Genomic DNA, 20,510 nt, shown 5'->3' with positions numbered 1-20,510 from the left:
CGGGCGGGCACGAGGCTCCAAGCGCGCTGCGCCCAATGATTCGCTCGCTCCGCTCGCTCATCCGGCACCCACCCGGATGCGCGGGTCGAGCCGGGCCGTGGCGAGGTCGGCGAGGAGGTTGAGCAGCACGATGATGCCGGCGATCGTCAGCGCGGCCGCCTGTACCACCGCGTAGTCGCGGTTGCTGACCGCCGAGACGATCAGCGAGCCGAGGCCGGGCCAGGCGAAGACGTTCTCCACCACGACCGCGCCGCCGATCAGCGCGCCGAGCTGCAGCGCGACGACGGTCAGCACGGGGGTCAGGGAGTTGCGCAGCACGTGGCCGATCAGCACCTGGCGGTCGTTGAGGCCCTTGGCCCGGGCCGTCGCCGCGTACGGCTCCTCCATCTCCTCCACGACGCTGCTGCGGGTCAGCCGCGCGACGATCGCCGTGAACGGCAGCGACAGCGTGACCGCCGGGAGGATGATGTGCTGCGGCGTGCCCGCGCCGGAGCTGGGCAGCGCCCGCAGCACCAGCGCGAAGAGCAGGATCAGCATGATGCCCACCCAGAAGGTGGGAAACGCCTGCAGCCCGATCGTGAGCGCGCTGGTGACCCGGTCGACGACACCGCCGCGGCGGTAGCCGGCGACGAGGCCGAGCACCAGCCCGGCGCAGACCGCGATGACCGCGGCGGTGGCGGCCAGCTCCAGGCTCGCCGGCAGGCGGCTCAGCACGGCCTCCATGGCGGGCATGTCGAGCCGGTAGGAGTCGCCGAAGTCCAGCCGGCACACGTCGAGCAGGTAGTGCAGGTACTGCTCGGGCAGGGACCGGTCCAGTCCCAACCGGGTGGTCAGCGCGTCGACCTCCTCCTGCGAGGCGTCCGGGCCGAGCAGGACCAGCGCCGGCCCGCCGGGCGCCAGCCGGATCACGACGAAGATCAGGCTGGCGGCACCCCACATCACGACGAGCGCGCTGGCGAGGCGCCGCAGCACCATCCGGCCCATGTCCACCTCCTCAGTGATCCATTTATGCGCATTAGTCTTCTCGCGCGGTACGGCTTAGGGGGTATGTGCGGTTGTTCAGCGTGGCGGTCCGACGGTGTCACCCGGGACGGGTACACAAGGGACGGTCGTGCGGCTGACCGTGGCCGGGTCGGCCGCCTCGAGCTTTTCGATGAGCAGGCGGACCGAGGCGCGGCCCATCTCCTCGCGCTGGACGGCGAAGCGGGTGCACCGCCGGGCCGCCGTCTCGTCGCCCACGTCGCCGAGCACGACGAGCGAGGCGTCGCCAGGCACGCTCAGGCCGGCCTCCGCGGCGGCGGCAAGGAACGCGGCGACCAGCCGGTCGTCGGCGACGCCCTCGACCGCGTAGGCCGTGACGCCCCGCTCCCGCCGCGCGCGCAGCTGCGCCGCGGTGATCCCGTCCGGCTCCACCGCCCACACCGACAGCGGGTCGAGCGCCCGGCCGGCCGCCCGGTGCGCGGAGGCGAAGCCGCTGGTGCGGTCGACGGTGGGCTCCAGCTCGGTGGTGCCGGTGACCAGGCAGACCCGCTCGTGGCCGCGCGCGAACAGCTCGCCGACGAGCGCGGCCGTGGCGCCGGCGTAGTCGGCGGCCACATAGGACAGCTCGGCGCCGGGCACGTCACGGCGCCCGATGAAGACGAAGGGGAACTGCTCCTTGACGAGCCGGGCCAGCTCCTCCCGGTCCGGCTCCAGACCGAGCAGCAGGCCGCCGTCGGCAAGGCGCAGCCGGTTGGCCCCGGAACGGTAGATGGAGCGGCGCCCGGCGCCGTCGGTGGCGCTGGTGAAGAGCACCAGGTCGTACCGCTGGGCCTCGGCCTCCTGCTCCACGCCCACGAGGAACGGGTGGTAGAAGTCGCGCTGGCCGACCGGGAAGACCGGCTCGAACGTGAAGACGCCGAGCAGCCTGTTGCGCCCGCCGGCGAGGCTGCGCGCCACCGGGTCGGCCTGGTAGTCGAGGTCGCGCGCGGTGCGCAGCACGAGCTCGCGCAGCTCGGGGCTGATCGCGATGTCCCGGCCGGCCCGCCCGGACAGCACCAGCGATACCGTCGCCTGGGAAATCCCCAGCTGACGGGCGATGTCTGCCTGCCGGACCCTGCGCGCCACGGTACCCTTCTCTCGTTGACTAATGCGTATGAGTTGCGTGGACGTTACAACGGTGGAACGGGGCCGTCAAGATCTCGTTCACGGGTCGAGGGGGCGTGCGGTGCTGCTGGGGTGCATGCGGCTGGGTGGGGAAGGTGACAGGGTCGGCAGCGCCGACATCGCCGCCGCCGAGGCCGCGGTGGGTGCGGCGCTGGAGGCCGGCATCACGGTCTTCGACCTGGCCGACATCTACCGGGGTGGCCGGTCCGAGACGGTGTTCGGCGAGGTGCTGCGGCGCGCGCCCGGCCTGCGCGAGCGGATCGTGATCCAGACCAAGTGCGGGATCCGGCTCGCCGACGCCGACATGCCCGGCCACTACGACCTGCGCGGCGCCTCGATCCGGCGCCGGGTCGAGCAGAGCCTGCGGCGCCTGGGCGTCGACGCGATCGACATCCTGCTGCTGCACCGGCCGGACCCGCTCGCCGACCCCGCCGACGTCGGCGAGACGCTCGACGCGCTGCGCACCGAGGGGCTGGTCCGCCGCTTCGGCGTGTCCAACATGAGCGCCCCGCAGATCGCCCTGCTCCAGGCCCACCTCAGCGTGCCGTTCACGGTCAACCAGCTCCAGATGAGCCTGCGCCACCGCGACTGGCTCGAGGCCGGCGTGCTGGTCAACACCGCCGAGGCCGCCGCCAACGGCTTCCCGCTCGGCACCGTCGAGCACTGCGTCGCCAACGGGATCGCGCTGCAGGCGTGGGAGCCGCTCGCCCAGGGCCGGTACACCGGGCGGCAGGAGACGCCGGCCGAGGTCGCGACCGCGCGGCTGGTCGCCGACCTCGCGCGGGACAAGGGCACCACGCCGGAGACGGTGGTGCTGTGGTGGCTGCGCCGCCACCCCGCCGGCATCACGCCGGTCATCGGGAGCACGCGGCCTTCCCGGATCGCGGCCTGCGCGGACGCGGTGCGGCGCCCGCCGGAGCTCACCCACGAGGAGTGGTACCGGCTGTGGGTGACCGCCCGCGGCGCCAAGCTGCCCTGATCGTTAACTCAGGCTGTACGGTTCGATCATGGAGATGCGCGAGATCGAGGCATTCCTCGCGGTCGCCACCGAGCTGCACTTCGGGCGGGCCGCGCAGCGGCTGCGGGTGACCACGTCACACGTCAGCCAGACGATCCGCACCCTCGAGCGGCGGATCGGCGGCCAGCTGCTCGAGCGCACCAGCCGCCGGGTGTCGCTGACCCCGCTCGGCGCGCACCTGCACGAGTCGCTCGCCCCCGCGTACGCGCAGCTGCTGGCCGTCCTCGCCGGCGCCCGCCGGCAGGCCGCCGCGGTCCGGGGCGAGCTGCGCATCGGGTACCACACGATGACCGCGGGCGGCGCGTTCACCGCGCTCGCGGCCCGGTTCGAGGACGAGTACCCGGAGTGCGAGCTCAGCCTCATCGAGGTGCCGCTCAAGGACCCGTACGGGCCGCTGGCCCGCGGCGAGATCGACCTGCTGGTCACCTGGCGGCCGGCGCGGGAGCTGCCCGAGCTGCAGGTCGGCGCGACCGTGGACAGCCAGCCGCACGTGCTCGCGGTCGCCGGCGACCACCCCCTCGCGGTGCGGGACGCGATCTCCATCGAGGAGGTGCCGGACTGGCCGATCACGCACACCGGCGAGGCCATCCACCCGGCGCTGCTGCGCGCGGTCGCGCCGGAGACCACGCCCGGCGGCCGGCCGCTGCGGCGCAGCGTCACCTCGCACAGCCTGCACGACACGGTGCGGCTGGTGGCGACCGGGCGGACCGTGCACCTGACCGTGGCGCCGTTCCGCGCGTACGGCGCCGACGGGCTCGTCACCACCATCCCGATCGCCGACCTGCCGCCGGTCGACCGCGTGCTGGTGTGCCGGGCCGGCGAGGAGAACGCGCCGGTGCGCCACTTCGTGACGCTCGTCGATCGTTAACCGGCGCTACACGATCGTGTAGCGAACCGCCGTTGATCCCCGTAGGCGCCCGCGCACAGAGTGTGTGGCGTGAAAGACCTGCTCGGCGGCCTCGTGGTGCCGCTCGTGACGCCCATGGACCTGCCCGGCGTGCCGTCCGCGGCCGCCGGCACCCCGCTGCTGCGGGCGATGGCGGACGCCGGGGTGCGGCGCCTCATGCTCCTCGGCAGCAACGGCGAAGGGCCGCTGGTCCGGGCCGACCGGGTGCCCGGGTACGTCGCCGGGACGGTAAAGCGCTGGCGTGACCTCGTCGACGGCGGCGTCGTGCTGGTCAACGTCACCGCCCCCGGCACCGACGAGGTGCGCGAGCGCGCCGAGCGGGTCGTGGACAGCGGCGCGGACGCGCTCGTGCTGAGCCCGCCGACGTACTTCCGCCACCGCCCGGACGAGGTGGTGGCGCACTACGCGGCGCTGGCCGGCGTCGGGCTGCCGGTGGTGGCCTACAACGCGCCGAAGTACGCCACGCCGCTCACCGAGTCCAGTGTGGACGGCCTGGTCGCGCTGCCGCACGTGGTCGGCGTCAAGGACTCCTCCACCGACCCGGCGGTGCTGGCCCACCTGGTCGAGGCGGCGCGCCGCCGTACGGACTTCACGGTCAGCCAGGGCGACGAGCGCGGGCTCGCCGCCGGGCTGCGCGCCGGTGCCGGCGGCATCGTCCCGGGTACGGCCAACCTCGCGCCCCGGCTCGCCGCCGACCTGCTCGCCGCGCACGAGGCCGGCGACGGCGCCGAGGTCGACCGCCTCCAGGACCTGCACACCCGCCTCACCGCGCTGCACGCCGTCCGCCCGGGGGTACCGGCGGTCAAGGCGCTGCTGGCCCGCTGGGGCCTCTGCCCGCCGCACGCCGCGCCGCCGCTGGCGCCGTGCACCCCTTCCGAAGCCGACGAGCTGGCCCGCGTGGTCGGCCCGCTCGGTGCGTACCTTCTCGCCCCCCACGACCTCGTCACCCACGACTAGGAGCGTTCATGACGACGATCGGCAGACGCACGTTCACCATCGGTCTGGCCGCCGGCGCCGCGACCATCGTGGCCGCGCCCCGGGCCCTCGCCGGCGCGCGCCACGACAGCACCGCACCGTTCTTCGCCGAGTCGACGCTGTGGGACTCCACAGTGGACCCGCTGGAGAACTACCACGTGCACGGCCTCGTCGTGCTCGCCGACGACACGATCCTCGTCGCCACCGAGGGCCGGTACGAGGTCTGCGACGCCGGCCCCCGCGACCTGCTGGTGCGGCGCAGCACCGACCGCGGCGAGACGTGGAGCCCCACCCAGACCGTCGTGTCCTCGGTGGACGGACAGTCGTGGGGCAACCCGACGTTCGTCGCCGACCGGGCCACCGGCGAGGTGTTCCTGTTCTACATGCTCTCCGAGCGGCTGCCGGAGAACACGACCTGCTCCGGGGACAGCGGCGAGCTGTACGTCGTCTCCAGCACCGACGGCGGCCTCACGTGGGGTACGCCACGCCCGCTGGCCGGGCTGTTCGACCACTTCCCCTACGACTGGGCGCTGCACGGCCCCGGGCCCGGCCACGGCATCCAGCTCGACAACGGCCGGCTGCTGGTCAACGTCGCGCACCGCCGGGTCATCGTCGGCAACACGGTCGCGCAGCGCTTCTACGGCATGGCCGCGCTCTACAGCGACGACCACGGCCGCACCTGGCGGGCGACCGGCGAGGTGCCGGTCTCGACCGACTACCCGATCAACGAGGCGCGGCTGGTGCAGCGCGAGGACGGCTCGGTCCTCGTCAACGGCCGCGCGGCCTCCGGCGGCAACCGCCAGCGCATCGTGGCGATCAGCCAGGACCGCGGCCTCACCTGGTCACCGCCCAAACTGGACGGTGCCACCGGCGTCTTCAACGCGGTGGACGCGAGCGTCGTCCGGTACACCGGCGGCCCCCGCTCCCGGGACGTCAACCGGGTGCTCTTCAGCCGGCCGGACGCGCCGATGCGGTGGAACATGACGGTGTCGGTCAGCTACGACGAGGGGCACTCGTTCCGGTACAGCCGGGTCGTCAACCCTAACCGCTCCTACTACTCGGACCTGGCCAGCCTCTCCGACGGCACGATCGTGCTCGTGTACGGCTGCGAGGGCGACATCGCCAGCTTCCCCCGCCGGATCGCGGTCGCCCGGTTCAACCTGGAGTGGCTCACGCAGGGCCGGGACAGCCTCGCCCGCGGCCCCCGCCTCGCCGAGCACCGGCACGACCTCGGCCGCACCGCCATGGGCGCCCGGCGGCCCGGCGGAACGGTGTCGGTGGTCCGCGAGCCCACCGCCCGCGACGGCGCCCGCGCGGTCTACACGCCGCGGGCGGCCGGTGACTGGATCGAGTACCCGTTCGAGACCGGCCGCGGCGGCGAGTTCGAGGTGTGGCTGCGCTACTACCGGCCGGTGGCCGGCGGGCTCGTCGCCGTCACGATCGACGGCCAGGCGCCGCGGGTGTCCGCGATCGACACGACGGCGGAGAGCTCCGACGGGTACGACGTGGTGCGGCTGGACCGGCTGCGGCTCGGCCCCGGCCGGCACCGGATCCGCTTCACGCTGGCCGGTCCGGGCCGCGGCGGCGGCCAGCTGATCTCGCTCGACGAGCTGAGCCTGGTCGAGGCGCCGAGCCCGGCCGACGTACGCGCGGACATCACGATCGACAACGGCGAGCAGGGCTTCACGGTCGTCGCCGGCACCTGGCCGGGCGGCACCGGCGTGGCCGGGTACTACGGCAGCAACTACCTTTCGCACGCGGCCGGCGACGGCGCCTCGGCGGTGCGCTGGCGGCCGGCCATCCCGGGCGACGACCGGTACGAGGTGCGCGTCTCGTACTCGGCGGCCTCCAACCGGGCCACGAACGCCACGTACGTGGTCCACCACGCCGAGGGCAGCACGCCGGTCGCGGTCAACCAGCGGATCCGCGGCGCCACCGGCCCGCGCGGCGGGGAGTGGGTGTCGCTCGGCACGTTCCCGTTCCGCGCCGGCATCGAGGGCCGGGTGGAGCTCAGCGACGCCGCGGACGGCGTGGTCATCGCGGACGCCGTCCAGTGGGTGCGGGTGGGTTAGCCCAGCCGGGTCGGGTGGGTCGCCGCGCGCCGGGGCGACCCACCCCCCGCCGGGCCGTCAGCGGTCGCAGCCGCCGCTCTTGTCCGGCCGCACGTACGCCACGGTCTCGTCGGACGTGCCCTTGTACGCGTACGGGTCCTCGCCGGCCACGAGCACCACGTCCCGGTAGTCCCAGTTGGCCGGCGACCGGCCCGCCGGCACCTTCCAGCTCAGCGGGGACTCGGCGCTCATGTAGTGGTTGGCGAGCGCCCGCCGGTACCCGTGCCGGCCGGTGTTGGGCAGCGAGCGGTGCAGCAGGTACCCGTTGAAGATGACCGCCGAGCCGGCGGGCACCTCGACCGGCACCGCGTCCTCGTCCCGGTACGGGAAGTCGTACGCCTCGATCGAGCAGTCGAAGCGCGGGTCGTCCTGGTCGCGGTCGGGGTAGAGCACGCCGCGGCGGTGCGAGCCCGGCAGCACCCACAGGCAGCCGTTCTCCACGGTCGCGTCGTCCAGGGCGATCCAGACCGCGGTCAGCGACCGGTCCCGGGTCGGGATGAAGAACTCGTCCTGGTGCCACGGCTGGCCGGGCCGGCCTTCGGCCTTGATGAACAGCATCGACTGCACGGCCTTGACGTTCGGCCCGATCACCCCGGTCAGCGCCTCGACGACCCGCTCGTGCGCCAGCGCCCGCCGGACCAGCGGGGAGAGCTTGTGCGGGTGGTGGACGCACAGGTACCGCCGCAGCACGTCGGCGTCGCTGTCACCGGCCGCGACCGCCGGCCCGTTGCCGATCGCGCCCAGGTCGCCGCGGCAGAGGCGGACGGCCTCGGCGTTGACGCCGGCCACCTCCTCGGGCGTCAACGCGTCCCGCAGCACGCCGAACCCGTCCCGATGAACCTGCTCGATCAGCGCATCCGACACCGTGTCGTACAGCACCCGCATTCCCCTTCCTCGCCACCGGTCTTCCTGGTTCAGCCTGCCCGCGAAGGCCGGCGCGGGCCATGTCCCGCGCGGCCAATAACATGTCTGTTCATGACATCGGGACCGGTCCGGGTGCGGGTCCGCAACGGCCCTGCGGTCGCTCACTACCCGCCCGGCGCCACCCTCGGCCCGCGGGTGCTGCCCTGCTTCGAGTTCGTGTGGATGCTCGACGGGCAGGCGACCTGGCACCACAGCGGGCGCGCCCCGGGCGCGACGCCGGCGACCGTGCCGCTGCGGCCGGGCCTGCTGCTGCTGTCCCGCCCCGACCTGCGGGAGAGCTACACCTGGGACCCCGAGCGCCCGTGCGCGCACGGGTACGTGTCCTTCTACGCCGACGGCGCCGGCGACCACCGCGACTGGCCCACGACCCGCGAGCAGTCCGAGCCGCTCGCCGCGCTCTGCCGGTACCTGTTGTGGCTCAGCAGCGCCGGCTCACCCGGCGCGGCCGAGCGGACCGCCGACGTGCTGTCCTGGCTGCTCGACGTCTTCGTCCGCGGCCCGCTCGGCGCCGACGCGGAGGAGCTGCCCGAGCACGTCCGGCGGCTCGGCGACCACCTGCACGCGGCGTGGCGGGCCGGGCCGGCGCGGCCGATGAGCCTTTCCGAGCTGGCGGCGGCCGCCCAGGTCTCGCCCGGCCATCTGGCGCGCCTGTTCCGCCAGCGGTTCGGCACCGGCCCGGTCGCCGCCGTGGAGCTGATCCGCCTCGCCCGCGCGGCCACGCTGTTGCAGCGCAGCAGCCTCACCGTCGGCGCCGTCGCGGAGGTCTGCGGCTTCGCCAACCCGTTCCACCTGTCCCGGCGGTTCCGCGTGACGTACGGGCTGCCGCCGCGCGCCTACCGGGCCGCGCCGCACCTGGACCCGCTGGAGCCGGTGCGGCGGGCCGGCCTGCTGCCGCTCGCGCGCCAGCTGCTCGCCGACTACCCCTGAGCGCCGGCCTCCCGCCAGCCCAGCGGCAGCGCCGCGACGTAGTCGAGGAAGCGCTCGGCGATGATCCGGTGGTCGTGCAGCGACGGGTGCCAGTGGCAGCCCAGGTAGTCCAGGTCCTCGTTGCTGTAGTACCAGTACCGGACGCGCGGGTCGCCCGCGGCGTTGCGCTCCTGGACGATCCGCTGCGCCGCCTCCGCGTTGACGGTCGTGTTGGACATGTAGGTGGCGCTGACCACGATCGTCGCCGCCGGCCCGTAGCGGGCGCGCAGCTTGTCCAGGAAGCCGTGGTACGCCGCGCGGTAGGCGGCGACCAGCGACTGCGGCGTCCACGGCTCGCCGGGGTTGATGGCGGTGCTGAAGTCGTTGATGCCGAGCCCGACGACGATCAGCTGCGGGCGCCACGAGCGGGGCCGGGACCAGACGTCGCCGTCGACGGCGAGCAGCGCGCGGTCGTAGTAGGTGCGGTAGTCGGTGCCCGGCTCGCCGCCGTTGTAGTTGCGCACCATGCCGCGCCCGGAGAACGCGTTGATCTGGTAGTCGGCGCCGAGCCGCCGGGCCGCGGTCGCGGCGAAGCCCTGGTCGGCGTTGGTGGTGCGGTTGACCTCGTCGCCGGTGCAGTCGCGGGTGGTGGACAGCAGGCCGTAGCCGGCGGTGTACGAGTCGCCGATGAACTCGATCTGCCGGTGCCGGGCGGCGGGGCGGCCCAGGACGGCCCCTCCCGGCGCGGCGACGAACCCGCCGAACGTGCTGGTCGCCCACGGGCTCTCGCTGCGCTTGACCAGCCGCACCGCGTGCCGCCCGGCGGGCAGCCCGGTCACCCAGTGCGTACCGGCGGCGGGCGTGACCAGCGTGGCGACGGTCGCCCCGTCGACCTGGATCTCGTAGTCGGCCGCGGGGTCGTCGAGGACCACGCCGACGCCGGTGCCGCGGAAGCGACCCTCGAAGTACACGCCGGGCCAGCTGAACCGCAGCGCTCCCCCGTCGGCTTCGACCCGGCCGGCGGTGTGCGCCCGGCAGGCGGCCTCCCGGCAGCCGGCGGAGGCGGGCGCCGCCACCAGTCCCGCCGCGAGCACACCGGCCACGAGCGTCGCGAGAGCACGCCTCATCCCGCCTCCAAGTATCGAAGATTGGCGATGCCATACCTTCCCGACCCGGGGCGCGCGTTGTCAAGCGGCGGCGCGGGTCAGGAGCGCAGGTAGGCGAGGACGGCCAGCACCCGGCGGTGGTCGTCGGCGTCGGGCGGCAGGTCGAGCTTGGTCAGGATGCTGTTGACGTGCTTGGCGATCGCGGCCTCCGAGACCTCCAGGCGCCGCGCGACCGCGCTGTTGGAGCGCCCCTCGGCGATCAGCGACAGCACCTGGCGCTCGCGGTCGGTGAGCCGGCCCAGCGGCGTCTGTACGCGGCGCCGGGCGAGCAGCTTGCGGATCACGTCCGGGTCGATGACCGTGCCGCCGCCGCGGACCCGGTCGAGCGCGTCGAGGAACTCGGTGACGTCGCCGACCCGCTCCTTGAGCAGGTAGCCCACGGCGGTGCCGGACTCGACGAGCTCCGCCGCGTACGTGTGCTCGACGTACTGCGAGAGCACCAGGATCGGCAGCCCTGGATGCCGCTCGCGCAGCTGGAGGGCGGCGCGCAGCCCCTCGTCGCGGAAGCCGGGCGGCATGCGGACGTCGGTGATCACCGCGTCCGGCGGCTCGGCGTCGACCGCGGCGAGCAGGGCCGGCGCGTCCCCCACCTCGGTGACCCGGTGGCCGAAGTGGGTGAGGATGTGGGTCAGGCCGGCGCGGATCAGGGCCGCGTCCTCGGCGATCACGACGCGCACGGCAGCTCCACGCGCAGGACGGTCGGGCCGCCCGGCGGGCTGGACAGCGCGATCCGTCCGGTGTGGACGGCGACGCGGTCGGCGAGGCCGAGCAGCCCGGTGCCGCGCGCCGCGTCGGCGCCGCCCACGCCGTCGTCGTGTACGTCGATCACCAGCAGGCCACCGCGCCGGACCAGCTCGATGCGGGCCCGGCTCGCGCCGCTGTGCCGGGCGATGTTGGTGAGCGCCTCGTTGAGGATGAACCACGCGGCCGCCTCGACCGGCTCGGGCGGCCGCTCCGGCAGGTCTATCCGCAGCTCGACCGGTACCGGGCAGCGCTCGGCGATCTCGGTGACGGCGGGGGCGAGCCCGCGGTCGGTGAGCACCTGCGGGTGGATGCCGTGCACCAGGTCGCGCAGTTCGGTGAGGGTCGCCCTGGCCTGCTCGTACGCCGTCTCGACAAGGTCGCGTCCGGCCGGCGGCGCACCGGCCAGCTGGAGCCGGGCCATGCCCAGCGTCATGATCAGGCCGGTCAGCCGCTGCTGCGCGCCGTCGTGCAGGTCGCGCTCGATCCGGCGGCGCTGGGCGTCCATGGCGCTCATGATCCTGGCCCGCGACCGGGTGAGCTCGACGAGCTGCGCCGACGGCGCGCGACGCGGGCGGCCGAGCAGCAGGGCGCGGGTCCAGCGGGCGCGGACCGTCGCGTACGCCGTGACCGCGTAGCCGATCACGGGCAGCGCGGCCAGGCCGATCGCCGTGGCCAGGAACGCGTCCGGCAGCCGCGCCGGCACGAAGCCGAGCAGCGGCTCGGGCTGGTACGCCGGCAGGAAATGCACCAGTGCCGGGAACACGACGAGGAAGAGCGCGGAGCCGACCAGCAGGCCCACGGCGGCGTCGAGCCAGGCCAGCACCAGCGTGAAGAGCACCGCGTAGCCCAGCTCGCGCCAGGTCGCGCCCTCCCGGAACCGCGTGGCCAGCCAACCCCACAGGCCCGGGCGTACCAGCCGCTGGTGCCCGGACGGCAGCGGCACCGGGTCGATCAGGCGCTGCCGCCACCGCTCGACCGCGGCGAGGGGGATGCCGGCCAGCGGGATCGCGAGGGCCAGCGCCGGCATCAGCACCAGCGCCGTGACGGCCGTCGCCCACACCGTGGCCACCAGCCAACCCGTCAGCAGGTACGCCGTCGCGCGCCACGGGCGCGTCGAGGTGAGCAAGCGCGCGGTCATGATGCTCCGACGGTACGGCCCCGGCCGGGTTTTCGCGGTAACGCCAGCACTACCCGCGGGCTCCACCCCGCACCAGTGACGGCGGGTGCGGCGGGCCCGATCCTCGTCGGTGTGAGCATCGACGAGGTACCCGCGGTACGGCTGCGGGAGGTACGCAAGGTGTTCGGCGCGGGCGCGGACCGGGTCGCCGCGCTGGACGGGCTGAGCGTGGACATCCCGAAGGGCGGCTTCACCGCCGTGATGGGCCCGTCCGGCTCCGGCAAGTCGACGCTGTTGCAGTGCGCGGCCGGGCTCGAGCGCCCCAGCGGCGGTGCGGTGTACCTCGGTGACACCCCGCTGGCCGGCCTGAGCGAGACCCAGCTGACGCGGCTGCGCCGGGACCGGATCGGGTTCGTCTTCCAGTCGTTCAACCTGCTGCCCTACCTGGACGCCGCGCGCAACGTGGCGCTGCCGCTGCTGCTGGCCGGCCGCCCGCCGCGGCGCCGGGAGACCGTCGCGGCGCTGGCCGAGGTCGGCCTGGCCGAGCGCGCCGGACACCGCCCCGCGCAGCTGTCCGGCGGGCAGCAGCAACGGGTCGCGATGGCCCGGGCACTGATCGCGCGCCCCGAGGTGCTCTTCGCGGACGAGCCGACCGGCAACCTCGACTCGGCCGCCGGGCGCGGGGTGCTCGACCTGCTCCGCGCCATGGTGGACAGTCACCGGCGCACGGTGGTGATGGTCACGCACGACCCGCTCGCCGCCTCGTACGCCGACCGCGTGCTCTTCCTGCGCGACGGCGCCCTGGCCGGTGAGCTGGCCGGCCCGACGCCGCGGGGCGTGGCCGGGCGGATGGCGGCGCTGGAGGCCGGGCAGTGATCGGCCTGGCCGCCCGCAGCCTCGCGGCCCGCTGGACCGGGTTCGCCGGCTCGACCGCGGCGATCGCGCTCGGCGTCGCGGTCTGCGCCGTCGCCGGCCTGTCCCTCGCCGCCGCGCACACCGGACCCGGCGAGCCGCCGCGCTGGTACCAGAACCCCGACGTGGTGGTGGCGGGCCCGGGCGGTCCGGCTCCCGGGATCGCGCTGCCGGCCGGCGACCGCGGGTACCTGCCGCCCCGGATCGCCGACCGGCTGGCCACAGTGGACGGTGTGCGCCACGTGGTGGTGGACCGGGCGGCGTACGCGCGGCTGGACGGGGCGGCCGAGGCGCATCCGTGGTCGGCCGCGCGGGTCCACCCGTACACCCTCGCCGCCGGCCGCCCACCCGCCGTGGACGGCGAGGTCGCCGTCGCCGCGCCGACCCGCCACCGCCCGGGCGACCGGGTGACCGTGGACACGGCCGGCGGACCGCTGAGCCTGACGGTCAGCGGCGTGCTCGCCTCCGGCGCACCGCCCGCGCTGTACCTGACCGACGCCGCCGCCGCGCGGCTCGCCGGCGGCCGGGTCGCTGCGGTCGCGCTGTGGGGCTCCGGCGACGCCGCCGCCCTCGCCGCGCGGGTGCGGGCGGCGCTGGCCGGCGAGCCGCGCCTGCGGGTGCTGACCGGCGACGGCCGGCGCGCGGCCGAGCCGGATCCCGACGCGGGCCTGCTGACCGCCGCCACCGCGCTGCTCGGCGAGGCCGCGGCGGTCGCGGCGGTGGTGTCGGCGTTCACGGTCGGCGGCGCGTTCGCCGTGACGGCGCAGCGGCGGCGCCGGGAGTTCGCGCTGCTTCGCACGGCCGGCGCCACGCCGCGGCAGGTACGCCGCCTCGTGCTCGGCGAGGCGCTCGGCGCGGCCGTCGCCGGCGGGTTGATCGGCTGCGCGCTCGGCGTCGTGGCCGCGCCGCCGTTCGCGCACTGGCTGGGCCGGTCCGGGCTCGCGCCGAGCGGCTTCACGGCCCGGTTCGCGGTGTGGCCGCTGGCCGCGGCGTTCGCGCTCGGGCTCGTCGCGGCGCTCGCCGGTGCCTGGGCGGCGGCCCGGCGGGCGGCGCGCACCCGCCCGGTCGAGGCGCTGCGGGAGGCGGCGCTGGACCGGCGGGCGATGACCCCGGTGCGGTGGGTGGCCGGCGCGGTGTGCCTGGCCGGCGTGGTGCCGCTCGCGCCGCTGCTGCGCGCGCCCGAGGGTGCGGCGTACCTGCTGCTCGTCGTGCTGCTGCTGGTGAGCGCCGCCGCCCTGCTCGCACCGGCACTGGCGCCGCCGCTGGTCCGGCTGCCCGGCGCCGCCGCCCGCGGCCCGGCCCTCGTGCTCGCCCGGTGGTCCGCCGGCGGGCGCCGCACCGCGCCGGCGGCGACGCCGGTGCTGATGACCGTCGCGCTCGCCGGCGCCACGCTCGCCGGTACCGCCACGCTCTCCGCGTCCCAGGCGGCGACCGTGCGGGACCACGTGACCGCGCCGGTGGTGGTCACCCCGGCCGGTCCGGCGCCGCTGTCCCCCGCGGTCACCGCGGCCGCGCGGGGCACGCCGGGGGTGGCGGGCGCGCTGCCGGTGAAGCAGGCGTTCGCGTTCGACCGCGACGGCGGGACCGTGCGGCAGCGACCGGCGTGGTACCTCGACGGCCCGGCCGCCGCCGGCACGCTGCGCCTGCCCGTCGCGACCGGCTCCCTCGACGGCCTGACCGGTGACACTGTCGCGGTGACGCGCTCGGTGGCGGGCGCGCACGGCTGGACGGTGGGCTCGCACGCCGCGCTGTGGCTGGGCGACGGCGCCGCCGTGCGGCTGCGCGTCGTGGCGACGCTGCACGACCGCCTCGGCCTGCCCACCGTGCTGCTGCCCTGGCGGCTCGCCGCCGCGCACTCGGCGCTCCCGGTGCCCGACGCCGTCTACATCGGACTGTCCGGCGGCGGCACCCGGGACGCGCTGCGGGCGGCGGTGGCTCCGCTGGGCGGGACGGTGGTGCCGACCGGCACGTACCTGTCCACCGTGGACGCCGAGTTCGACCGGCTGGCCCGGCTCGCGCTGCTCGCCATCGTCGGCATGGCCGTGCTCTACACCGGTGTCTCGATCGCCAACAGCCAGGTGATGGCCGTCGCGGCCCGGGCCGGCGAGCTCGCGGCGCTGCGCCTGGCCGGTGCGACACCCGGTCAGGTGCGCCGCATCGTCGCCGCCGAGGCGGTGCTGGCCGGCGCCGCCGGTGTGCTGCTCGCCGCCGCCGTCACCGCCGCCACGCTCGCCGTGGTCGCCGCCGGTCTCGGCCCGGTCGCCACGCGGGTCAGCGTCGCCGTCCCGTGGCCACCGCTGGCCGTCACGTGCGCCGCCTGCGTGGCGATCGCGGCCCTGGCCGGCCTCGCTACGGCACACCGCCCGGCGGCGGGGGTCCGGCCGTGACCCGCCCCGGCTCGGAGTGGCACCGCTACGCGGTGTTGAGGTGGGCGATGTGCTCCAGCGACGGGTCGTACGCGGTCTCGACCCGGGCACGCCCCTCGCGCCAGCCGCCGAGCCGCCCCTCGACCAGGGCCGCGGCGCCGGTGGAGCCGTCCACGTAGAAGTGCAGGACCCGGGTGCTGCGGCTGGTCTCGTGGGCGAGCAGGTCGCCGTCACCGGCGAGCGCGTCGGTCAGCTCGTCCTCGAACTCGCGCAGCGCGGTCAGCGAACCGTCCAGCGGCAGGCCGCCGTCGTTGGCCTCGCGGAACGGCAGCGTCACCGCCACGTGCGTGTCGAAGCGCGGGAAGCGGACCGGCAGCAGCGGCTGCTGCGCGGTCGCCAGGATCGGCCAGCCCTTCTTGTCCTGCGCGGAGAGCATCACCCACGCGGGCTCCTTGAACTCGACCGCCTGCCGCTCGACGGCGGCCCGCAGCTCGGCCGGCGGGTACGCCTCCGCGGGCGGGGCACCGCCGAACTCGACCGCGCCGACCCAGCGCTCCACGCCCTCCTCGCCGAGCAGCCAGTCCAGCGACAGGAAGGAGATCTGGCCGCGCACGTCGTCCGGCAGGTCGGCGAACATCGGGTGGTACACGGTCACGTCGAGCAGCTGGCGGCCCGCCTCGACCGCGAAGCCGTAGCGCAGGTCCTCCATCGCCAGCTCGGCGCCGGCGATCTGCAGCCGCGCGCCGAACGCGGCCGGGTCGGGCTGGCGGGACGAGTGGTACTCCCAGGTCTCGTCCGCGGGTGGCGCGGCGGCCAGCCACCGGGCGGCGACCGCGCGCAGCGGCGGCGCGCCGGCGGGCGAGACGACCAGCGCGTGGGTCGCCCGCACGCCGCGCGAGAACTCCCAGTGCAGGTCGGCGTGGATGGCCTCGACCAGCGCGTTGATCCGGTCGCTCAGGTCGCCCCACTCGCCGGACGCGACGGCCGCCTCCACAGCGCTCCGGGCACCGGGCCACCACCGCCAGAACGCGTCGATCGCGGCATCGGGCGAGGGCGTGGACTCGGCGCGGCGGCGGGAGAAGATCACGAACGGTGACTGTACGCCCTCGCGCCGGACGCGGCTGCCCCCCGCGCGCCTACTTTCCTTCGCGATCGCGCAAGATGCGGTGCGCCACCGGAAAGTCGCGCAGCCGCTCGGCGAGCGCGCGGAACGCTATGTCCACTGTGTACAGCGGAACGCCGCGGCTGGTGAGCACCTCGCCGAGCCACTCGTGGAAGTCGCCGAAGAGCGCGGCGTCGTCGACGAACACCGCGGCCGCGAGGGTGTCGACGATGTGGCCGAGGTCGGTGAGGGTGGCGTCGCGCTGGGCCGTGGTGTACCCGGCCATCTGCGGCACCGCCGCCTCCAGCTGGGCGAAGCAGTGCGCGACGAGGTCGGCGCGGTCGGCGGCCAGCGCCGTGTACTCGCCGCTGACCGGCGCCTGTGGACGGTCGGCCACCAGCAGCCGGTCCAGGGCGCGGTCGTCGGCGAGCAGCGCGGCCGCCGCGTTCGCGTCGGCGGCCCAGGGCACGCCGAGCCTGGCCGCCCACCGGCCGTCCGGGCCGAAACCGCGGCCACCCACGATGATGGGTACCTCCGTGCGCCGGCAGGCGTCCACCATCCGCGCGGCCTGCGGCAGCCGCATCGGCAGGGCGCAGGCCAGCGCGACCGCGCGGGGATCGTGGCGGTGCAGGTACGAGACGAGGTGCGCGGCCGGCACGCTCGCGCCGAGGAACGTGACCTCCCACCCGTCGAGCCGCAGCACCTCGGCGACGATGCGCGGCGGCAGCGCGTGCCACTCGCCGTCCATGCAGGCGACCACCACCCGCCCGTGGCGTGGCCGCACCCGCGCGGCGGCGGAGACCGCGGCGACCACGCGCTCGCTGACGTGGGTCGCGGCGTGCTCCTGCGCGACCGACCACTCGTTGCGCTGCCACCAGGTGCCGACCTGCGCCTGCGCCGGCGCGACGAGGCCGAGCAGCACGTCCCGGGGGACATCCCGGCCTCGATCAGTCCCAGCGCCACGTCGACCGCGCCGTACTCGTCGGCGTCGTCCAGGCACCGCAGGTACCGGTCGTACGCGTCGGCCAGCGGCGTCGCGACGACTCCGGCCGCGGTCATCGGGCCTTCCCCGGTACCGCGTGCAGGTGGCGGGGCGTGCCGCCGGCCGGCGCCGCGCGGAGGGCGAGCACCGCGATGTCGTCGTGGTCCCGCCCGGCCAGCCAGTCGCCGGTGAGCTGCGCGACCCGCTCGGCCAGCGCGGCGGCTGGCATGCGGTGGCAGCTGTCGAGCGCGTCGATGAGGCGGCCGGTGCCGAACTGCTCGCCGCGCGGCCCGCCGCGGGCCTCGGTGACGCCGTCGCTGAACAGCAGGCAGGTCTCCCCCGGCTGGAGGTGGATGGCTGCGGCGCCGACGCGCGGGTCGGGCACGACCCCGATGAGCATGCCGCTGAGCGCGACGTTCTCCACCGCGCCGCCGGCGCGCAGCACGAGCGGCGGCAGGTGCCCTCCGCTGGCGAGCGTGAGCGCGAGGCCGCCGCCGCGGGCGGGGTGGGCGGCGCCGAGCACCATCGTCGCGAACCGGCCGTGCCCGCCGGCCCGCGCGGTCTCCAGCACCGAGCCGTTGAGCAGGCGCAGCAACCGGCCGGGGTCGCTCTCGACGCCGCGCAGCGCCTGGATCCCCTGCCGGATCTGGCCGGTGAAGATGGCCGCGTCGACACCCTTGCCGGAGACGTCGCCGAGGTAGAACAGGGCGCCGCCGTCGGCGAGCCGGTGCGCGCCGTAGAAGTCGCCGCCGATGCACAGCGAGGTCTGCGCCGGGCGGTACGCCGCGCCCCACTGCACGCCGGCGACCTCGGGCGGCTCGGTCGGCGCGAGGCTGCCCTGCAGCGTCTCGGCGACCTCGGCCTGCTCCCGGTACAGCACGGCGGCGTCCAGCGCCGCGCCGGCCCGCGCGCCGAACCCGCGCAGCGCCTGCATGTCGTCCTCGTCGAAGCCGCGCCCGTCCGTGCGGACCACGACCAGCGCGCCGGTCGGCGCCGCGCTGCCCGGCAGCGGGACAACCCGCACGGACACGGCCCGCCGCGGGTGGCCGGCCAGCCAACCGGCCTCGGCGACCTGGTCGGCGAGCCAGTCGACTTCGGACGGTTCGCCGCCGGCGAGCGCCTCGCCGACCGCGGGCGGCAGGTCGTCGACGTCCAGCGTGCCGCTGTCGACCGCCGGCGGCTGCGCCGGACCCACTGCCCGCCACCACCGCGAACGCGTGCGGCGCGCGGCGAGCACGACGACCGCCACGTCACCGAGCGCGGGTACCGCGAGGCGTGCGGCCGCCCGCGCCGCCCGGTCCTCGTGCAGCGGGTTGCCGAGGCGCTGGCTGGCGCCGGCCAGGAAAGACGCGCGGGCGTGGTCGGCGAGCAGCGCGTCCTCGCGGGCGACCGCGTCGGTCACGTCGTCGAGGTACCAGGCGGTGCGGCCGCCGCCGAGCGGCACGCAGCGGGCGCGCAGCCGCCGGTCGCCGCGGGTCAGCTCGCCCTCGGCCAGGTCGGGTGCCGCGCCGCCGACCGCCACGCCGGGCAGCAGGCGCGCGGCGACCTCGTTGAGCTGCCGCACCACGCCGCCCTCGCAGACGACGACGCCCTCGCGGAAGTGGTCGAGCAGCTGCGACGCCTCGGGCCGGGCGGCGGCCACGCTTCGCCTGCCGGGCGGCACCGGAGTGGTCCCCGCACCGGGGACCACGCGACCGCCCGACTCCCATCCCGTCACGTCAGCGCTGTTCACGTCCTCCCCACCCTAACGAGTGCTCCGCGCGTGGGCATGACGAGCGGGTCGGCGGTGTGTGGCGTATGGTGACCTGCGTGGCGGCACACCTTCGCATCGCCGTCGACGCGTCCGGGCCATCCGCCGTGGTCACCGTCGGCGGCGATCTCGACTACCCCATGGCCGACACACTGGGCAGGACCATCGACGAGCTGCTCGGGACGGGACCGGCGGCGGTCGTCGTCGACCTCGCGGGGCTGACGTTCATCGACAGCACCGGCCTGTCGGTCCTGGTCCACGCGTGGCGCAAGGGCATCGAGTCCGGCACACCCGTGCGCCTGCGCGGCCAGCCCCCGTTCGTCGCGGCGATTCTGGACATCACGGGCATCAGCGAGCTTTTCGCCCGGCAGGTCTCCCGCGCCACCGCCGACCCCGGCTCCGCCACCGCCTGACCAGCCGCTCAGTCCTGCTGCTCGGCCGCGACGCGGCGCCACTCGCCCGGCGTCAGGCCGTACGTACTGCGGAAGCGGCGGGTGAAGTGGGTCGGGTCGCTGAAGCCCCACTCTCGGGCCACCATCGCGATCGTGCGGCCGCGACCGTCCCGGCGCGCCAGCTCCTCGCGGGCGCCGTGCAGGCGCTCCCCGATGATCCACTGCTCGAGGCTGAAGTCCGCCTGCGCGCAGATCTTGTAGAGGTAGCGCAGGGAGATGTTGTGCGCGGCCGCGATCGTGGCCGGGCGCAGGTCGGGCTCGGCGAGGTGCTGCCGCACGTACGCGCGGACCTGCGTCAACAGCGTCTCGGCCAGCACCGCGCGGCTGTGCGGCTCGGCGTGCGCGGCGGAGGCGAGCAGCGCCCGGACCAGGTCGATGCTGGCCCGGCCGAGCGCGTCCGCGGCGGGGTCGGCGCTGAGGCGCGCGGCGTCCCGGGCGAGGTGGGCGACGTGGCCGGCGACAAGGTCGTACAGCGCGCTCGTGCGCAGGTTGGCAGCCGCGCGGCGGATCACGTCGAGCGGGAGGCCGATCTGGTCGAGCGGGACCTGGACGCAGCCGGCCGCGCCGGTGCCGGACCAGGAGAAGTCGTACGGCGCCGAGAGGTCGACCATCAGCAGCTCCCCCGGCGCCACGACCTGCCGCAGGCCGCGCTGCTCGTGGCGGCCGTCGCCGAGCCGCTGCACGGACAGCGCGATGACCGGCGCCGCGTCCTGCCGGGCCTGCCGGGGTGTGCGCAGCAGCCGGATGCCCGAGGAGTGGGCGGTGAAGACGTTCGCCGGGCCGAGGTCCCACACCTCCAGCCGGGAGTGGACCTCGGCGTCCGGACGCTCGTGGATGACGTAGCAGGGCACCGAGGCGTACATCATCGCGGCGAACACCGCGTCCACCCGCTCGCGTGGCGGAATGTCCGCCGTGTCCAGTACGAAACCCATG

The 20,510-nt window shown here is 75.6% G+C and carries 18 protein-coding genes; 8 read left to right on the top strand and 10 right to left on the bottom strand.

Features of this window, described 5'->3' with window-relative positions:
• Positions 1–57: 57 nt before the first annotated feature.
• Together Phou_RS33410 and Phou_RS33405 are read right to left on the bottom strand one after the other, a co-directional pair.
• Positions 58–984, bottom strand: a complete 927-nt coding sequence (locus tag Phou_RS33410) for an ABC transporter permease (protein ID WP_173063620.1) — start codon at positions 982–984, stop codon at positions 58–60.
• 75 nt (positions 985–1,059) lie between these two features.
• Positions 1,060–2,106, bottom strand: a complete 1,047-nt coding sequence (locus Phou_RS33405) for a LacI family DNA-binding transcriptional regulator (RefSeq protein WP_173063617.1) — start codon at positions 2,104–2,106, stop codon at positions 1,060–1,062.
• Positions 2,107–2,206: 100 nt separating this feature from the next.
• Here Phou_RS33405 and Phou_RS33400 point away from each other — a divergent pair, with 100 nt between their 5' ends.
• From Phou_RS33400 to Phou_RS33385, 4 genes are all read left to right on the top strand, one after another.
• Entirely contained in the window at positions 2,207–3,124 is a 918-nt protein-coding gene (locus Phou_RS33400; RefSeq protein WP_246274025.1) for an aldo/keto reductase, read from the top strand.
• Between the two features lie 28 nt (positions 3,125–3,152).
• Positions 3,153–4,031 carry a LysR family transcriptional regulator gene (locus Phou_RS33395; protein ID WP_173063614.1) on the top strand — a complete coding sequence of 293 codons (879 nt, stop codon included), beginning with the start codon at positions 3,153–3,155 and terminating at the stop codon, positions 4,029–4,031.
• A gap of 69 nt (positions 4,032–4,100) precedes the next feature.
• Entirely contained in the window at positions 4,101–5,027 is a 927-nt protein-coding gene (locus tag Phou_RS33390; RefSeq protein WP_173063611.1) for a dihydrodipicolinate synthase family protein, read from the top strand.
• 8 nt (positions 5,028–5,035) lie between these two features.
• Positions 5,036–7,117, top strand: a complete 2,082-nt coding sequence (locus Phou_RS33385) for a golvesin C-terminal-like domain-containing protein (protein ID WP_173063608.1) — start codon at positions 5,036–5,038, stop codon at positions 7,115–7,117.
• 57 nt (positions 7,118–7,174) lie between these two features.
• Here the strand turns inward: Phou_RS33385 and Phou_RS33380 are convergent, their stop codons facing one another.
• Positions 7,175–8,041: a phytanoyl-CoA dioxygenase family protein gene (locus tag Phou_RS33380; RefSeq protein WP_173063605.1), complete on the bottom strand. Its 867-nt coding sequence runs from the start codon at positions 8,039–8,041 to the stop codon at positions 7,175–7,177.
• A gap of 90 nt (positions 8,042–8,131) precedes the next feature.
• Here Phou_RS33380 and Phou_RS33375 point away from each other — a divergent pair, with 90 nt between their 5' ends.
• The gene (locus tag Phou_RS33375; RefSeq protein WP_173063602.1) at positions 8,132–9,007 is read left to right on the top strand and encodes a helix-turn-helix transcriptional regulator; all 876 of its coding nucleotides are present in this window, start codon (positions 8,132–8,134) and stop codon (positions 9,005–9,007) included.
• On the opposite strand, the gene Phou_RS33370 is transcribed toward Phou_RS33375, so the two are convergent.
• The 3 genes from Phou_RS33370 to Phou_RS33360 all read right to left on the bottom strand — a co-directional run bounded on the left by Phou_RS33370 (position 8,998) and on the right by Phou_RS33360 (position 12,034).
• Positions 8,998–10,113: an SGNH/GDSL hydrolase family protein gene (locus tag Phou_RS33370; RefSeq protein WP_173063599.1), complete on the bottom strand. Its 1,116-nt coding sequence runs from the start codon at positions 10,111–10,113 to the stop codon at positions 8,998–9,000. The two genes, Phou_RS33375 and Phou_RS33370, sit on opposite strands and share 10 nt — an antisense overlap.
• 77 nt (positions 10,114–10,190) lie before the next feature.
• On the bottom strand, positions 10,191–10,829 hold the full coding sequence (locus tag Phou_RS33365) for a response regulator (protein ID WP_218579316.1): 639 nt from the start codon (positions 10,827–10,829) through the stop codon (positions 10,191–10,193).
• A complete protein-coding gene (locus Phou_RS33360; protein WP_173063596.1) occupies positions 10,817–12,034 on the bottom strand; it encodes a sensor histidine kinase in 1,218 nt (405 codons plus the stop codon). Before Phou_RS33360 ends, Phou_RS33365 begins: the two co-directional genes overlap by 13 nt.
• Before the next feature lie 111 nt (positions 12,035–12,145).
• Here Phou_RS33360 and Phou_RS33355 point away from each other — a divergent pair, with 111 nt between their 5' ends.
• Positions 12,146–12,889, top strand: coding sequence for an ABC transporter ATP-binding protein (locus Phou_RS33355; protein WP_218579315.1), 744 nt, complete (start codon positions 12,146–12,148; stop codon positions 12,887–12,889).
• Complete coding sequence (locus Phou_RS33350; protein WP_173063593.1) at positions 12,886–15,312, top strand: ABC transporter permease; 2,427 nt, start codon at positions 12,886–12,888, stop codon at positions 15,310–15,312. Before Phou_RS33355 ends, Phou_RS33350 begins: the two co-directional genes overlap by 4 nt.
• 25 nt (positions 15,313–15,337) lie before the next feature.
• On the opposite strand, the gene Phou_RS33345 is transcribed toward Phou_RS33350, so the two are convergent.
• The 3 genes from Phou_RS33345 to Phou_RS33335 all read right to left on the bottom strand — a co-directional run bounded on the left by Phou_RS33345 (position 15,338) and on the right by Phou_RS33335 (position 19,107).
• A complete protein-coding gene (locus Phou_RS33345; protein ID WP_173063590.1) occupies positions 15,338–16,378 on the bottom strand; it encodes a DUF695 domain-containing protein in 1,041 nt (346 codons plus the stop codon).
• 49 nt (positions 16,379–16,427) lie between these two features.
• Positions 16,428–17,315, bottom strand: a complete 888-nt coding sequence (locus Phou_RS33340; RefSeq protein ID WP_246274024.1) for a cobalamin B12-binding domain-containing protein — start codon at positions 17,313–17,315, stop codon at positions 16,428–16,430.
• A 133-nt stretch (positions 17,316–17,448) separates the two neighbouring features.
• Positions 17,449–19,107 (bottom strand): PP2C family protein-serine/threonine phosphatase, encoded by a 1,659-nt coding sequence (locus Phou_RS33335; protein ID WP_173063587.1) that lies wholly within the window; start codon positions 19,105–19,107, stop codon positions 17,449–17,451.
• Between the two features lie 77 nt (positions 19,108–19,184).
• Between Phou_RS33335 and Phou_RS33330 the strand changes: the two genes are divergently transcribed.
• On the top strand, positions 19,185–19,538 hold the full coding sequence (locus Phou_RS33330; protein ID WP_246274023.1) for an STAS domain-containing protein: 354 nt from the start codon (positions 19,185–19,187) through the stop codon (positions 19,536–19,538).
• Between the two features lie 8 nt (positions 19,539–19,546).
• Here Phou_RS33330 and Phou_RS33325 read toward each other — a convergent pair whose 3' ends face one another.
• On the bottom strand, positions 19,547–20,440 hold the full coding sequence (locus Phou_RS33325) for a helix-turn-helix domain-containing protein (RefSeq protein WP_246274102.1): 894 nt from the start codon (positions 20,438–20,440) through the stop codon (positions 19,547–19,549).
• Between the last annotated feature and the right edge of the window lie 70 nt (positions 20,441–20,510).

Source organism: Phytohabitans houttuyneae (assembly GCF_011764425.1).
GTDB classification, from domain to species: domain Bacteria; phylum Actinomycetota; class Actinomycetes; order Mycobacteriales; family Micromonosporaceae; genus Phytohabitans; species Phytohabitans houttuyneae.
The sequence above is the reverse complement of the archived record's forward strand: the minus strand, read 5'-3'. Positions and strand labels throughout refer to the sequence as shown.